Here is a 15,126-nt window from a genome sequence, read left to right as displayed (position 1 = left end):
CGGCGTTGAAACAATCCCTGTTCCGATCTGGAGCCACGCGGCATCCCAGAATCGAGGCAACTCCCTGATCCCGCCGCAGACTGTAGGAGCCGCCGGAGGTACGACGGCCGCGAATGCGGTGGGTCAGTCGTCGAAAGCTCGGCTGGCCCACCGCAGCCCTGTGTTGATCAATCCTGCTGGAACCCTTCCTGATACGTCAGCTCACGAATCAGCGCCAGTTCGCGAGCCTCGTAGGCTTGTTTCAATGCCGCGAATTCTTCGCTCAGCTCGTCAATGGTTTGTCCGGGAAAGCGGTCCGGCAGGGCGATGACCTGGGCAAGGTAATCGTTTTTCAACGCCTCGAAGCGTTCCGCGTACGCCTCCCGCAGGTACTGCACCCAGAAGTCGCGCTGGGCGGCGTAGGCCATGAACGGTTCGCCCTGCTCCCCGTGCTGAACCCGCGCCAACGCGGCATCCAACTCACCCGGGCGGATGCTGGCGTGCACTTGATAAAGCATGCTGCTCGGCGGCAACGGCAGGTCCAGCACGGACGCCCAACGCAAACGATAAGCCAGACGCACCTCGGCCTCATCACGTCCCTGTGCCTGCTCACGCGCGACAGCGTCCAGTTCATTCAGACGGTACAGGCGCTGGGTCAGGCGATACAAAGAGGGGCCGCGTCCTTCAGCCGGAACATTGGCCAGAGACGTCTCGATGAACATCTGAATCTCGATCTGGTTGAACACCAGCCACGCCCCGTCATGACAGGTTTGAAACCCGGTTTCAGGCTGCAGCAGCGCCTCTTCGGCGATGCCGTTATACAAAAGGCGCTGTTCCTGATTCAGATCGGCCGCAGCCAGCACTCGCCACACTCGCTCGGAAAAACCCACCCGGCTCTGCGCGTTTCGGTAAGGCGCGGACTGCGTGAGACGACCGATCAGCGCCATCAGATTTTGGGCATCGCCATGTGCTTCGATACGCTGCCATAACCCTCGGTGGACTTCGTTCTCATCCACCGTCCCCAGCAGCCAGCGCTCGACCTCAGGTGCGTCTTCCGCAGGCGGAGTACCGGGGCTGTACGAGCCTTCGGAAGCGTCTGAATCGGACCCGAAGTCATCGGAATCCGAATCGGATTCATGGCGCTCCGGCGACAGTTCGAGGATGTCATCGGGGAAGTCCATCACGAAGCTGTAGGCGCCGAGGTAGCGCTCTGAAAGGTATGCCCTGCGCATCGTTTCATGGGTCAGCGGATTGCCCCGTACCGAGATTTCGGTCTGTCCGGTTTCATTCCGCGGGTTTCGCAGAATGTGCTCCGGCAGCTCGGTCAGTTGATTGTTGTCCAGCGTCAGCCCTTCCAGGGGCATCAAACCGTCGATCCAATCCGGCCATTGTGTGAGGCCCATGTTTTCCATCGACAGCCAGGTCAGGTGCCTCCGCAGGCCGGACACGTCGGATATCACCCCCAGTCGGTTGCCGCTCAAGTCCAGCGCGCGGAGATTGGGCAGCTGAGCGAGAAAGCCGATGCTCTGCTGTTCGATAAGACGCCCTTGGTCGCGCAGGCTCAGGGTGTTCAGTTGCCTGAGTTGCGGCAAGACGGAGGGCAGTGGCGCAAGGGGCTCGACCGGGCCGGTCAATTCCAGGCTGGTCAGCTGAGGGAAGCGCGTCAGGAACTGGTTCATCTGGGCGGCATCGGCGCTGACCCGGATCAACTGCAGACTGCGGACACGCAGGCAGAAGAACGCCGGCAGTTGGCGCGGGAAATCCTCCAGCGAAATGCCCTGCAGGGTCAGCACTGTCTGCGTCAGGCCTTCGCCATAAAGACGTGAGAATTCAAGCAGGGTTTCGCGAACGGCATGCCGGACCGCACGGGTTTCTTCGCTCAGCGGCCGGGTCGAGGTGGAAGCGTCCGTCCAACTGTCGAGGGCTTCCTGCAACTGGAGCCGTTCCTGCCTCAGCAACGAAATCTGCGCAGCCAAATGAGGGGGGATATCTACCTGGAACCGGAATCGACTATTTGGCTCTTCATTGAGCCGGATCCGCGTCAACACCAGACGCGAGAGCGGGTTGCCTTGCAGCGATATCGACGTCGATTGCCCGGTCGCGGAATGAAAACTCAGGAGGTCCCATGGCAGCTCGATCATCTGGTTATTGCGTAACGACAGCTCGGTGATCGACGAAGACGCCAGCCCATCGAGCCAGCCGGGCCAACGACCAAGCCCCACGTTGTCCAGCCCCAGATAGCGCAAACGCAGGCTCGTCAGCATCGTCGGGGCGATGAAGTTGATGGAATTGCCGCTCAGGTCCAACGACGTCAAATGTTCGAGTTGGCTGAGCGATTGCACGTCCAGCTGACTGATCGAGAGGCTCTGGTTGATCAATCGCAAGCTGCGCAGCGAGGGAAATGATTGCGCCACCAGATACGGTAACTGAAAGACCAAGGGTTCATTCACGCCCGGCGACACGTTACTGCGCGTGATATCCAGCGACGTGAGCTGGGGAAACAGCTTGAAAAACGACTCCAGCGCAAGACGCTGGTCCACGGCCCGTGACACCGGCTGCGGCGCTGTAGGGGTGGGCCTGTCGATCGCGACATCGACCAGCGCCAATCGAGTGACCCGCTGAGTGAAAAAGTCCGGCAGGGCGCGCGGAAAATCGCTCAAGACCGCTTGCTGCAAGCGTAATACCGAGGTGTTCGGCGCCACCTCTGGCAGCGCTGTCTCGGCCCAGTGTCGCCAGATCACCTGATGAATATGGGTGCGGTTGGCCTGATGTTCCAGGGCATCGGGCACACGCGCGACGCCACCATCCCAGGCGTTCAAACTGACATCCAGCGCGATGCGCTCATCCAGTACCTGAACCAGCCGTTGATGGATCTGCTGGCGATTCAGGCCGATGCTCTCCAGGGCCGTCAACAGCTGTTCAGCGGACACGTCGTCGCTCGGCAAGCCAATGGATCGAATCAGGTCGAGCAAGGTGTCCCGCGCAATGAAACCTTGCAGCGAACCCCTGCCACTCAAGGGATAACCCCATCGCCCATCGGCCAGCCCCATGGGGGATCTTGCTCCCGGCGAGACGGGTTTCATCTTGAGCAGCCTGCGCAGCAGTGGCCGAGGGAGCAGCGGACCGTCTTGAAGGGCGAGCTTGAGTTTCGGGCCATCCCATGTGCTGGGGAACCCTAACGCGATACGCTGCGCGTCGGGCAATGCATGCAGCACCGACACGTAGAGGTTATCGCGGCCATGCAGCTCCAACCCGCGCTCGTCATAAGGCTGAAAACCATCGGCGTACCGCACCAGCACTTTGCGCAACGGCGCGTCCGCAGGCCCCACGGCGTCGATTATCGGCCCCGCGAAGCGACCTTCACGCAGTTCCAGTCGCAAGTCGGGTGACCAACCGGGCAAGACCTCCAAGGCATGAAGGATCAGCACGTCGCTGTCGGGATTGCTTACCGACTCCAGGTAAAGCCCCTCGTAGGCCCGCGCCAGTCTGACCTGCTGTTGATAGACGCGGATCTCTTCGGCGACCCGCAACGGTACCTGACCGTGGGCCAACGCTGTGCGCTCCGAAGCCGACGCCGTGCGCACGATTTCATCGGCGATGGTCGATGGCAGTTCGGGATAACGGCGGGTGATCAGCCATGCGTCGGATTCCTGGGCCGATGACATCGCACGATAGCGAGAGGTGAACGTCGCGGCCTTGTCGGCGCGGGACGCCATGCCTTGCGAATCATTCTGGACGTCTTGATCCAGCTGGAAGCGCCGCATCGTGTCCTCAAGCAACGCGGGCGGGCGCTGATGCTCAGCCAGTACCCTGCGCAACACGGCTTCCTGGGTGTCGCTCACACGCAGGATGCGTCGCGCCGTGACGTCGGAAAACGCCTCAGCGGTGTGCCCCAAACGTCTGAAGAGTTTCAGGCCTTCCCACTCCAGCGGCCGATCAGCCGCGTGCAGCCAGGCACCCGCGCCGTTGCCATGCACCAGGGGCTGGTAGCCATTGACCTTTGTGGGGTGTTCGATCTGCAGCTGCCCTGAAGGCACGCGATTGACCGAGTACGTTTTGCCCTCCACCGAAATCCAGTGTTTACCCTGATAGCGATAAATCCCGAACTCATCGGGCTTCAACCCGGCCGGCAACACCGTGTCGTGGGCGAAGGGCGCAATGTCAGGTTTCCAGAGGCGGGTTTCCCCGCTGGGCAATTCGACTTCCTTGAGCTCCTCGATGAAAGAAGGCGTTTCAACGGTCATCGTCTCGACCGCAGGCGTGCCGCTGCCGTGAAGCGCGCCGAGCGCAGCCATGAGCGCCACGTTTTCTGCGACGTCCATCAGGCAACGCCAGCCCTGTTCCCATTCGCCGCGCGTCCAGTGTTCAACGCCTTCGAACACCTCCGAGCCGAGCTGCGCGGCGGCCACGGCCATCATTACCGCCCCCAGCGGCGGCACGACGAAACCGACGACGTTCAGTGTTTGCAATGCCAGGCTTTCGAAGTAGTGCACGCGCTCACTGAGGGTCTTCTGATCTTCGTCCGCCGTCGGCACGGCGTGAAACAGCGCATCGTCTTTAAGGACGACTGCTTTCTGCTCGGTCAGGGCGGTCAACAAGCCGCTTTCTATCTTTTGTTCGCGCAGATGCAGCGTTGCGTGGGGATCGACTTGCTGCTCATACCAACCTTTTTGTGCGTTCCAGACGCTGGGCCGCAGGCAGCCCTCGACTTTCGCGAACAACTGCGCCCGTTGACGCGCCGGCACAAAGCGCTGGAAAAACGCCGAATAGCCCTCGGTCAGCAGCCGGTCCCGCAACGCAGCAGTGAACGCGGCGCTGGACGGGTATTCCTTGAGGGGGCAGACCGGGTCATCCGGGATGTACACGACGACGCTTTGCACGGTGTCTGCGTCGTCTCGGTTTTTGCCGATGGCCACGATGCCGGTCAGTTCAATGTCCCACAGACGAAGGAAGCTGCAGGTCACAGACTCGCCCTCCAGTGTGGTGCGGATGCCGTTTCCGGCGACGTCCAGTAAGGGTGCGTAAATGCTCGGGCTGATCTCGCCCTGCAGTCGGGCAAGGTGCACCTGAATCAGGAACGCCGAGGCTTCCACCCGCTTGAGCAAGCCGCGTCGGTTGTAAGTCGCAGCATCGGGTGCGTCGCCAGGCTTGGAAACGGGATTCAGAAATGCGCTGAGTTTTTGCTGGTATTGGCCCCCCAGGTCCAACTCGCGACTCAGGGCCGCAAACGCTTCGGGAGCGATGGTCAGCACGTTTCCAGTCAGCCCTAAACCCTCGACCGGGTGACGGTCATAGATCGCGGCTTTCTGCCGCGCATCCAGATCCATCCCGCCGGGTTCGGCCTCCCAGGCTTCAAAGTTCTGCAACGCGGCGTGAAGAAGCGTTTGTGTGGCGGCCTTGAGCGATTTCTGCCATTCGACCAGCGGGTCCCTCGACGCCGCAGCGAACGAGTCGTCAACGCTGACTCGCCGAGCGTGAAACAGCCATGTGTTGCGAACGTCCACCTCCAGACCGAATCGTGCTTTCAGCGCTGCGACCAACAGCGGTTCGGCAAAAGCCTCGAGCGCAGGAAAATCTTTCAGCACCTCGTTGAGCTCGCGCTCTCTCGCAAGGTGCAGCACATAGTCGTTCCGCAATGCGTTGACGACCTCGGGCATGCTCTGCCGAGCCTGTTCGAACCAGGAGAGCCGGGCTGCGCCGGCGCGGCGCAGACGGTGATGTAGCGCCGAGGGGGCGTTGGCCAGCCAGTCGGGGATTTTGCTTTTGAGGGTATTCAAATGCTGAGACATCGATAAAGCCCTGAAACTTATATGGAATTTCTGAGCGTATTCAGAAATGGGTCCATAAAAAGCGCAAAAAGCAGATAGCAATCAGGGGGCTTCACCGAACATTTGGAATAGATAACAGCTTTAAATATTACCTCTGGCGCCTTTTTACTCAGGCCTATGATTCAGAGCCCTCATACGGAAGACCCACCCGGGCGTGCATCACTTTGGCTCTTCAACGTTCAAAAATGCGCGAATAACGTGCAAAAACGATCAAGAAATAACCAAATTCGAACCCGTTTTTAATCAGCGCCGGGCTATGGCGCCCAAGCGTATCGACGGCCGAAAGGCTTAGAAACAGGGGGTTTCCTGCGACTTGGATATTTTCCTACAGACATTTCGCAAAACTGGCACGCGCGCTGCAATAGGTTAAGCATCACCAGTTTTGGGGACCTTGGTACAGGCAGGCCGGGGAATCCCCTCTTTTATTCCTCCCGGAGACTGACCTCCAGTCTCCAGCGCCCGTCCTGAGTTGCGCCGTGCCACTCACCGCGCAACGGACGGGCCGCCAGCAGGTTCAGCAACAATCCCTTGTCACTCTTCTGAATTCTCCAACGCACGTCTCGCCCGTTGAGCTTCAACGTGCCCCGCTGCGCATCGCCTTTTGCGTTGAACAGCAACGCCACGGCGCCGTCGACCATTTCGCCATGCAGCTGCGGCTCGCGGTTGAACCACACCGCCACGCCCTGAGGTAAAACCTCGACACGTTGCAGCTCGATGGGGTCGGGCGTCATCAAGCGACCGATCATCAAACCGACCATCACGCCAAATATCGCGATAGACCCCAAAAACCGCCGCCATAGCTTCGGTCTCGGGTCTTCTTCGGGGGTAGAATGCACCCCGTCCTTTTGTTCGGAGCCGTGCATGTTTCACGTGATCCTTTTTCAACCAGAAATTCCGCCGAATACCGGCAACGTCATCAGGCTCTGCGCCAACAGTGGCTGCCACCTGCATTTGATCGAGCCGCTGGGCTTCGAGCTGGACGACAAGCGCCTGCGTCGGGCGGGCCTCGACTATCACGAATACGCTACGCTCCATCGTCATGCAGATCTGGCCAGTTGCCTCGAAAGCATCGGTCATCCGCGCCTGTTCGCTTTTACCACAAAGGGCTCGCGGCCTTTCCACGATGTGGCGTTCCAGGAGGGCGACGCCTTTCTATTCGGCCCGGAAAGCCGTGGCCTACCGCCCGAGGTACTCGACCCGTTGTCCACCGAGCAACGCCTGCGCCTGCCCATGCGCCCGGACAGCCGAAGCCTGAACCTGTCCAATACCGTGGCCATTGCCGTTTATGAAGGCTGGCGGCAGTTGGGGTTCAAGTAATCCGCTTTTGGCTTGGAATCGCGACTTCGATTCGCTGCGGGCCTGATTCGCCAGCAAGCCGGCTCCCGCGTCGTTTGCAACGTGCCGCATCCTGTTGAATCGCCTTCAGCCTTTAAAGCAGACAGCGAAATGGCTTGCCGGACACCAAGGCTACCAACACGGTCTATCAGGTCATGGTACGTTGCAAAAAATGTGGGAGCCGGCTTGCTGGCGAATAGGCCCAAAGGGCATCAGAGTAAGAATCTCAAGCCAAAACCAAAAGCCACCCCCACAAAAAAGCGCCCATCACAGGCGCTTTCTTTCACTCATTCAAACCGCGAGGCTTACTGAACGGTCGGGGTTTCGCCCGACTCCTGCATGCGCTGCAGCTCTTGCGCGTACAGGGCATCGAAGTTCACCGGCGCCAGCATCAGTGCCGGGAACGAACCGCGAACCACCAGGCTGTCGATGGTTTCACGCGCATACGGGAACAGGATGTTCGGGCAGAAGGCGCCGAGGGTGTGGCTCATGGAGCCTGCGTCCAGGCCCTTGATCAGGAAGATACCGGCTTGCTGGACTTCAGCGATGAACGCGATTTCCTCGCCGTTCTTCACTTCGACCGAAAGGGTCAGCACGACTTCGTAGAAATCGTTTTCCAGCTGCTTCTGACGGGTGTTCAGGTCCAGGCTGACGCTTGGGGTCCACTCCTGACGGAAGATGGCCGGGCTTTTCGGCGCTTCGAACGACAGGTCACGCACGTAAATACGTTGCAGGGAAAACTGTGGAGCTTCTTCGTTGGAAGTGGCGCCGTTGTTCGTTTGATCGCTCATTTCAGATCCTTCTTACTTAGGTCTTGTAGGTTCAAATTCAGGCGCTCAACAGGGCGTCGAGCTTGCCAGCGCGTTCCAGCGCGAACAGATCGTCGCAGCCGCCGACGTGGACCGAGCCGATCCAGATCTGCGGAACCGACGTGCGTCCGGCTTTTTTGGTCATTTCGGCGCGAATCTGCGGCTTGCCGTCGACTTTGATTTCCTCGAAATCGACGTGCTTGCTCGCCAGCAGGTACTTGGCGCGCGAGCAGTAAGGGCAATAGTCGCTGGAGTAGACGACGACGTTGGCCATCTCACTTCACCAGTGGCAGGTTGTCGCCGCGCCACGACGAGACGCCACCGGACAGCTTGGCGGCGTTGAAGCCGGCCTTGAGCAGTTCGCGCGCGACGTGACCGGCGTGCTGGCCGGCGGCATCGACGATGATCAGGGTCTTGGGCTTGTACTTCTCAAGCTCCGCCGTACGGGACATGACTTTGTCCTGCGGGAAGTTGAGGGCGCCGACGATATGGCCAGCGGCGTATTCTTTCTTGGCGCGTACATCGATGACCACCGCTTCGTCGCGGTTGACCAGCGCAGTCAATTCACCGGTGCTCAGACTCTTGCCGCCCTTGTTCAGCTCTGTCGCAATCAGCAGCGCCAGCAGGATGACAAAAGCGCCAGTGATCAAATAGTGGTTAGTGGCAAATGCAATCAGGTGATCAACCATCATCGGGTTCCAGGGCGTTAAAATGTCGGCCAGTATACACAGCCCCCAAGGTCGGCCAAAGCCCGTACGGCAGTGACTCGATTTGAACTTCAACCTAAACTGTCGATCTTTTTTCTACTTCACCTATTAGCCAAGAGTGGGATTCATGACTACCACGCCTAAACCATTGGTTCTGATCATCCTGGACGGCTTCGGTCACAGCGACAGCCACGACGGCAATGCGGTCTACGAAGCGACCGCCAGCAAGAAAACGCCGACCTTCGATCGCTTGTACAAGACCATGCCGAATGGGCTGATTTCCGGTTCCGGGATGGATGTCGGTCTGCCAGACGGCCAGATGGGCAACTCCGAAGTCGGCCATATGAATCTGGGCGCCGGACGCGTGGTGTATCAGGATTTCACGCGCGTGACCAAAGCGATCAAAGACGGCGAGTTTTTCGAGAACCCGGCTATTTGCAAGGCGGTGGACAAGGCGGTAGGCGCTGGCAAGGCCGTGCATATTCTCGGCTTGCTCTCCGACGGCGGGGTGCACAGTCATGAAGATCACCTGGTAGCGATGGTCGAGCTGGCAGTCAAACGCGGCGCCGATAAAGTCTATGTGCATGCCTTCCTCGACGGTCGCGACACGCCGCCGCGCAGCGCGCACCAATACCTCGACACAATGGAAGCAGCCTACAGCCGCTTGGGCAAAGGTCGCACGGCTACGATCATCGGCCGTTACTTCGCCATGGACCGCGATAACCGCTGGGACCGCGTCGCGTCGGCTTATAACCTGATCGTCGACGGCACATCCGAATTTCAGGCCGACACCGCCAAAGCCGGCCTGGACGCCGCTTATGCCCGTGATGAAAACGACGAGTTCGTCAAAGCCACCCGCATTGGCGAGACGGCAAAGGTCGAAGACGGCGACGCCGTTGTGTTCATGAATTTCCGCGCCGACCGCGCCCGCGAGCTGACCCGCGTGTTCGTCGAAGACGATTTCAAAGACTTCGCCCGCGCCCGCCAGCCGAAACTCGCCGACTTCGTGATGCTGACCCAATACGCGGCCTCCATTCACGCGCCTGCGGCATTCACCAAAGGCAGCTTGGACAACGTGTTGGGCGAATACCTCGCCAAAAACGGCAAGACCCAACTGCGCATCGCAGAAACCGAGAAGTACGCTCATGTGACGTTCTTCTTCTCCGGGGGCCGCGAAGAGCCGTTCGAAGGCGAACAGCGCATCCTGATTCCGTCGCCAAAAGTCGCCACCTACGACCTGCAGCCCGAAATGAGCGCACCGGAAGTCACCGACAAAATCGTCGATGCCATCAAAAACCAGCGTTTCGACGTGATCATCGTCAATTACGCCAACGGCGACATGGTGGGCCACAGCGGCATCATGGAAGCGGCCGTCAAAGCGGTTGAGTGCCTGGACGTCTGCGTCGGTCGCATCACCGAAGCGCTGGAGAAAGTGGGCGGCGAAGCGTTGATCACTGCGGACCACGGCAACGTCGAACAAATGACCGACGAGAAAACGCACCAGCCACATACTGCCCACACCTCCGAGCCCGTGCCGTTCGTCTACGTCGGCAAGCGTGACTTGAAAGTGCGCGAAGGTGGCGTGCTGGCAGACGTTGCGCCCACCATGCTGACGCTGCTTGGCCTCGACATCCCGAAAGAGATGACCGGTACGTCGATTCTGGTCGCCAAGTAAGCCCTAAACCGGCGTGTGACTCTCAAACACGCCGGTTTTTGTATGAAATGTCTGAAAGCCGCCCCTGATGAGCGTTTTTTTTGCAGCCTTCGGCGGGCATACTAAGCCCGTCTTCACTCCTGGTATCGCCCTACTCCATGCTCCGCGCCCTGATCGCCCTTGCTTTGATTTGTCTGCTCAATCCGGCCTTCGCCGACGATGAGCGCGCACAAACCCAAAAACAGCTGGATGCCACGCGTCAGGACATTGCCGAGCTGAAGAAGAACCTGAGCCAGCTTCAGCAAGAAAAATCCGGCGTGCAGAAAGACTTGCGGACAACCGAAACCCAAATGGGTCAGCTGGAAAAGCAGGTGGAGGCCCTGCAAAAGGAACTAAAAAAGAGCGAAACCGAGCTCCAACGGCTCGATGAAGAGAAAAAAAAACTCCAAAGCGCACGCGTTGAACAGCAACGCCTGATTGCGATTCAGGCCCGAGCCGCCTATCAAAGTGGTCGGCAGGAATACCTCAAGCTGCTGCTCAACCAGCAGAACCCCGAGAAATTCGCCCGCACCCTCACCTATTACGACTACGTCAGCCAGGCCCGTCTGGAGCAGCTGCGTAATTTCAATGAAACCCTGCGCCAACTGGCTGAAGTCGAGAAAGACATCGACCTTCAGCAAGCGCAGCTGCTGGTGCAGAAAAGCTCGCTGGATGACCAGAAGTCCCAGCTCGACACCGTTCGCCAGGAGCGACAGGTCGCGCTGGCCAAGCTGAATCAGGATTACAAGGCCCGCGACCAGAAGCTACAGGCCCGCCAGCAGGATCAGGCAGACCTGACGAAAGTCCTCAAGACGATCGAAGAAACCCTGGCGCGCCAAGCCCGGGAGGCCGAAGAAGCGCGTCAGAAGGCGCTGTTGGCCCAGCAGGAAGCCGAGAAGCGACAGCGTGAGCAACAGGAAGCGCTGGCGAAAAATCGTGGCAAAGATGACAGCGATGAAGCGCCCCGCAAGCCCGTCAGAGCCCCCGGCGCGATGGTATCCAGCGCAGGGCAGTCCTATGGCGGTCCTTTTGAACAAGCAAAGGGAAAACTTCCTTGGCCTGTCGATGGTCGATTGTTGGCGCGTTTCGGTGAAAGCCGCGGCGATGACGAACGAACCAAATGGGATGGCGTGATGATCAGCGCTGCCGCAGGCAGTCAGGTACGCGCCGTGCATGGCGGTCGTGTGGTCTTCGCCGACTGGCTGCGCGGGGCTGGCCTTCTGGTCATTCTCGATCACGGAAACGGCTATTTGAGCCTGTACGGTCACAACCAGAGCCTGTTGAAGGAAGCTGGGGACGTTGTCAAAGCCGGGGAAGCGATTGCCACTGTGGGCAACAGCGGTGGTGGTCAGGACACTCCGGCGCTTTATTTCGCTATTCGTCAGCAGGGTCGCCCTAGTGATCCGGCCCAATGGTGTCGCACTCAAGGATAAGTCGACACCTCACTCAGGAGTTCGTAAGACATGCTGTTTTCGTCCCGCCTCACCTCGCTGGCCCTGACTATCGCCGTGGTCATCGGCACTCCGCACGCACTGGCCGCAGGTGCTGCACCGGCTGCTGCGCCTGCTGCTTCCGCGCCGGCCAACGCCGCGAACATCAAGGCGCCGCTGCCGCTCGACGAGCTGCGGACCTTCGCCGAGGTGATGGATCGGATCAAGGCCGCTTACGTCGAACCTGTGGATGACAAGACCCTGCTGGAAAACGCCATCAAGGGCATGCTCAGCAACCTCGACCCGCACTCTGCCTACCTCGGCCCGGAAGATTTTCAGGAGCTGCAGGAAAGCACCAGTGGCGAATTCGGCGGTCTGGGTATCGAAGTCGGCGTCGAAGACGGCTTTATCAAGGTGGTGTCGCCCATCGACGATACCCCGGCGTCCAAGGCGGGCATCGAAGCAGGCGACTTGATCGTCAAGATCAACGGCGCCCCGACTCAGGGCCAGACCATGCAGGAAGCCGTCGACAAGATGCGCGGCAAGCTCGGCGAGAAAATCACCCTCACGCTGGTGCGCGACGGCGGCAACCCGTTCGACGTGACGCTCGCTCGCGCGACGATTCAGGTCAAGAGCGTAAAGGCGCAGATGCTGGAGCCTGGCTATGGCTACATCCGCATCACCCAGTTCCAGGTCAAGACCGGCGAAGAAGTCGGCAAGGCGCTGGCCAAACTGCGCAAGGACAACGGCAAGAAGATGAACGGCCTGATCCTCGACCTGCGCAACAACCCTGGCGGCGTGTTGCAGGCAGCGGTCGAGGTGGCGGACCACTTCCTGACCAAAGGCCTGATCGTTTACACCAAAGGCCGCATCGCCAATTCAGAGCTGCGGTTCTCCGCAGACCCGGCCGACGCCAGCGAAGGCGCGCCACTGGTGGTGCTGATCAACGGCGGCAGCGCCTCGGCGTCGGAAATCGTCGCTGGCGCACTGCAGGATCAGAAACGCGGCATCTTGATGGGTACGGACACCTTCGGCAAAGGCTCGGTGCAAACCGTGTTACCGCTGGCGAACGACCGCGCGTTGAAACTGACCACTGCGCTGTATTTCACGCCGAATGGCCGCTCGATTCAGGCGCAGGGCATCAACCCGGACATCGAAGTCAAACGCGCCAAGGTCACGACCGAAGCCGACGGCGAAAACTACAAAGAGGCCGATCTGCTCGGCCACCTGGGCAATGGGAATGGCGGCGCGGACAAACCGACCACCAAGTCCAAGGCTGGCAAAGCGCGTCCGCAGGACGACGATTACCAGTTGAACCAGGCCCTCAGTCTGCTCAAGGGATTGAGTGTCACACGCGGCAATTGATATGCGCTTTCGGTTGACCGGGCTCCTTGGAGCCCTTTGCCTCTTGATGGGTGCTGCCCACGCGGCACCCGCCGACGCTCCTGACTCCGACGCCAGTCCGGCGAAGGTTGCGTACCTCAGCCTGATCATCGACGACCTTGGCCAAAGCCCCGAGAGGGACAACCGCGCGCTGGCCCTCCCCGGTCCGGTGACGCTGGCGATCATGCCTGACACCCCACACGCCACGGACTTCGCGCGTCAGGCTCACAAAGCGGGCAAAACGGTGATGCTGCACATGCCGATGGACCCTGCGACCGGGCCTTATGCGTGGCGCCCCGACTTGCCGCTGCCCGAACTGGAAGCGCGACTCAACGCAGCGCTGCTGAAAGTGCCGTATGCGGCGGGCATCAACAACCACGAAGGCAGTCGGATGACCGCCGAGCCGGTGGCGATGAGTTGGTTGGTGGGCGAGTTGCAGCGCCGTCACCTGTTCTTCGTAGACAGCCGCACCAGCGCAAAAACCGTCGCCGCTGCCGAAGCGCAGAAAATTGGCCTGGCGAGTGTGTCCCGCGACGTGTTTCTGGATGACACCCGCACCGCCGAAGCGATCAGCACTCAGCTACAGACCGCGATCAAACTGGCGCACAAGCAAGGCTCCGCCGTCATGATCGGCCACCCTTACCCTGTGACCCTGGAGGTGCTGGAGCGCGAATTGCCCAAGCTGAAAGCCCAGGGCATCGAATGGGTCGAACTGCGCCACATGATCAGCATTAGAGGCAACCAGGCCATGGGCGGGCATGGGAAGAATGGGGTCTATCGGTAGATCTACCACGGGTTCTGTAGGAGCTGGCTTGCCCTGCGAACTGGCGCGAAGCGGCAGCAAATCCGGCGAATGCGGTACATCTGATCTACCGTATTCATAGATTTTACGACGGGTCCCCCGCCGATCGCGGGACAAGCCACGCTCCTACAAGAGGTCGTGTCGGGTCAGAGGTATTTGCCGAGAATGCTGTCGACCGTGCCTTCCTTGCGCAGTTGGTCCAGCGCGGTTTGTAACTTCTGAACCACTTCGTCCGGTGTGTCCTTGTTCAGCGCCAGAAACAGCTCGGCGCTGTTGAAGCGCAGTACGGTCTTCAGGCCGGTCACGCCCTCCTGCCGCGCCAGGTACCGCCCCGCCGGATCACCTGTCGCCCAAAGATCGATCTGGCCTTCCACCAGCTTGCGAGCGTTGTCCTTATCGCTGAGGACCGTGATCGGGTTCATGCCCTGTCGCGCCAGTTCTTCAGCAATGGCATCGCCTTTGTAGGCACCGATCCGGTATTGCCTGGCCTCTTCAAGGGTATTGAGCTGAATCGGACTGTCACCTTTGGCCAACATGATCCAGTCATCCGGGCCAATGGGGCCGACCCACTTGAACAGCTTTTCGCGCTCAGGCAAACGCGCGGTCACGAACACACCGTAGCCGGGCTTTTCCAACGCGAGTTTATAAATGCGATCCCATGGAAAACGCAGGGTCATGCTATAGCCGATCCCCGCACGCTTGAAGGTTTCGCGCACGATTTCCACGGCAATGCCCTGAATGTTGGCTTCCTGGGCGAAGTTTTTGCCATCGATGGCCATGTTGTAAGGCGGGAAATTCTCGGTAAGCAACACCATCGAATAAGTCGGCGCATCGTCTGCCCGGGCGGCGCCTGAGAGCAACGTCGCTACGCTGATCAGCGCAAGAAAAACACCTTTGAACATATCCCTGGCACCCGATCCTGACGACGGCAAAAGAGTGCCGTTAACGCTGGGTATTGTCCAGTTCAGTGAGGGCCGTGGTCGCTTTCAGAACAGACGTTTAGCGCCTGTAAACAATCTGTTTTAGGTCAAGCGCCATCTTGTGCGAGCCGGCTTGTTGGCGAATTTAGAGGGTCAGGCAACTCATCCGTGACTGCTCCACCGCATTCGCCAGCAAGCCGGCTCCCACACTAACTATTCACAGCTACAGACCTTCGACGC

The 15,126-nt window shown here is 59.8% G+C and carries 11 protein-coding genes; 5 read left to right on the top strand and 6 right to left on the bottom strand.

Features of this window, described 5'->3' with window-relative positions; genetic code table 11:
- Window positions 1–167 precede the first annotated feature (167 nt).
- Both B3N48_RS24480 and B3N48_RS24475 read right to left on the bottom strand, forming a co-directional pair.
- A complete protein-coding gene (locus B3N48_RS24480) occupies window positions 168–5,768 on the bottom strand; it encodes a dermonecrotic toxin domain-containing protein (RefSeq protein WP_296188039.1) in 5,601 nt (1,866 codons plus the stop codon).
- Window positions 5,769–6,229: 461 nt separating this feature from the next.
- Complete coding sequence (locus B3N48_RS24475; protein ID WP_296188037.1) at window positions 6,230–6,670, bottom strand: hypothetical protein; 441 nt, start codon at window positions 6,668–6,670, stop codon at window positions 6,230–6,232.
- On the opposite strand from B3N48_RS24475, the gene trmL reads away from it, so the two are divergent.
- Window positions 6,669–7,124, top strand: a complete 456-nt coding sequence (gene trmL / locus B3N48_RS24470; protein WP_296188035.1) for a tRNA (uridine(34)/cytosine(34)/5-carboxymethylaminomethyluridine(34)-2'-O)-methyltransferase TrmL — start codon at window positions 6,669–6,671, stop codon at window positions 7,122–7,124. The genes B3N48_RS24475 and trmL overlap by 2 nt on opposite strands.
- A gap of 323 nt (window positions 7,125–7,447) precedes the next feature.
- Here trmL and secB read toward each other — a convergent pair whose 3' ends face one another.
- The 3 genes from secB to B3N48_RS24455 are packed head-to-tail and all read right to left on the bottom strand — an operon-like array spanning window position 7,448 to window position 8,640.
- Entirely contained in the window at window positions 7,448–7,933 is a 486-nt protein-coding gene (gene secB / locus B3N48_RS24465) for a protein-export chaperone SecB (protein WP_296188033.1), read from the bottom strand.
- A 37-nt stretch (window positions 7,934–7,970) separates the two neighbouring features.
- On the bottom strand, window positions 7,971–8,225 hold the full coding sequence (gene grxC / locus B3N48_RS24460; protein WP_296188030.1) for a glutaredoxin 3: 255 nt from the start codon (window positions 8,223–8,225) through the stop codon (window positions 7,971–7,973).
- A 1-nt stretch (window position 8,226) separates the two neighbouring features.
- A complete protein-coding gene (locus B3N48_RS24455; RefSeq protein WP_296188062.1) occupies window positions 8,227–8,640 on the bottom strand; it encodes a rhodanese-like domain-containing protein in 414 nt (137 codons plus the stop codon).
- Window positions 8,641–8,785: 145 nt separating this feature from the next.
- Here B3N48_RS24455 and gpmI point away from each other — a divergent pair, with 145 nt between their 5' ends.
- The 4 genes from gpmI to B3N48_RS24435 all read left to right on the top strand — a co-directional run bounded on the left by gpmI (window position 8,786) and on the right by B3N48_RS24435 (window position 13,948).
- Window positions 8,786–10,333, top strand: coding sequence for a 2,3-bisphosphoglycerate-independent phosphoglycerate mutase (gene gpmI, locus B3N48_RS24450; protein WP_296188027.1), 1,548 nt, complete (start codon window positions 8,786–8,788; stop codon window positions 10,331–10,333).
- Window positions 10,334–10,470: 137 nt separating this feature from the next.
- On the top strand, window positions 10,471–11,784 hold the full coding sequence (locus B3N48_RS24445) for a murein hydrolase activator EnvC family protein (RefSeq protein WP_296188026.1): 1,314 nt from the start codon (window positions 10,471–10,473) through the stop codon (window positions 11,782–11,784).
- A 30-nt stretch (window positions 11,785–11,814) separates the two neighbouring features.
- Window positions 11,815–13,146 carry a S41 family peptidase gene (locus B3N48_RS24440; RefSeq protein ID WP_296188024.1) on the top strand — a complete coding sequence of 444 codons (1,332 nt, stop codon included), beginning with the start codon at window positions 11,815–11,817 and terminating at the stop codon, window positions 13,144–13,146.
- A 1-nt stretch (window position 13,147) separates the two neighbouring features.
- The gene (locus tag B3N48_RS24435) at window positions 13,148–13,948 is read left to right on the top strand and encodes a divergent polysaccharide deacetylase family protein (protein ID WP_296188022.1); all 801 of its coding nucleotides are present in this window, start codon (window positions 13,148–13,150) and stop codon (window positions 13,946–13,948) included.
- A 164-nt stretch (window positions 13,949–14,112) separates the two neighbouring features.
- Here B3N48_RS24435 and B3N48_RS24430 read toward each other — a convergent pair whose 3' ends face one another.
- On the bottom strand, window positions 14,113–14,868 hold the full coding sequence (locus B3N48_RS24430) for a substrate-binding periplasmic protein (RefSeq protein ID WP_296188020.1): 756 nt from the start codon (window positions 14,866–14,868) through the stop codon (window positions 14,113–14,115).
- Window positions 14,869–15,126: the final 258 nt, after the last annotated feature.

The sequence above is a fragment of the Pseudomonas sp. UBA1879 genome (assembly GCF_002338065.1).
Taxonomy (GTDB): domain Bacteria; phylum Pseudomonadota; class Gammaproteobacteria; order Pseudomonadales; family Pseudomonadaceae; genus Aquipseudomonas.
This window is presented reverse-complemented; position numbering and strand designations above follow the sequence as displayed.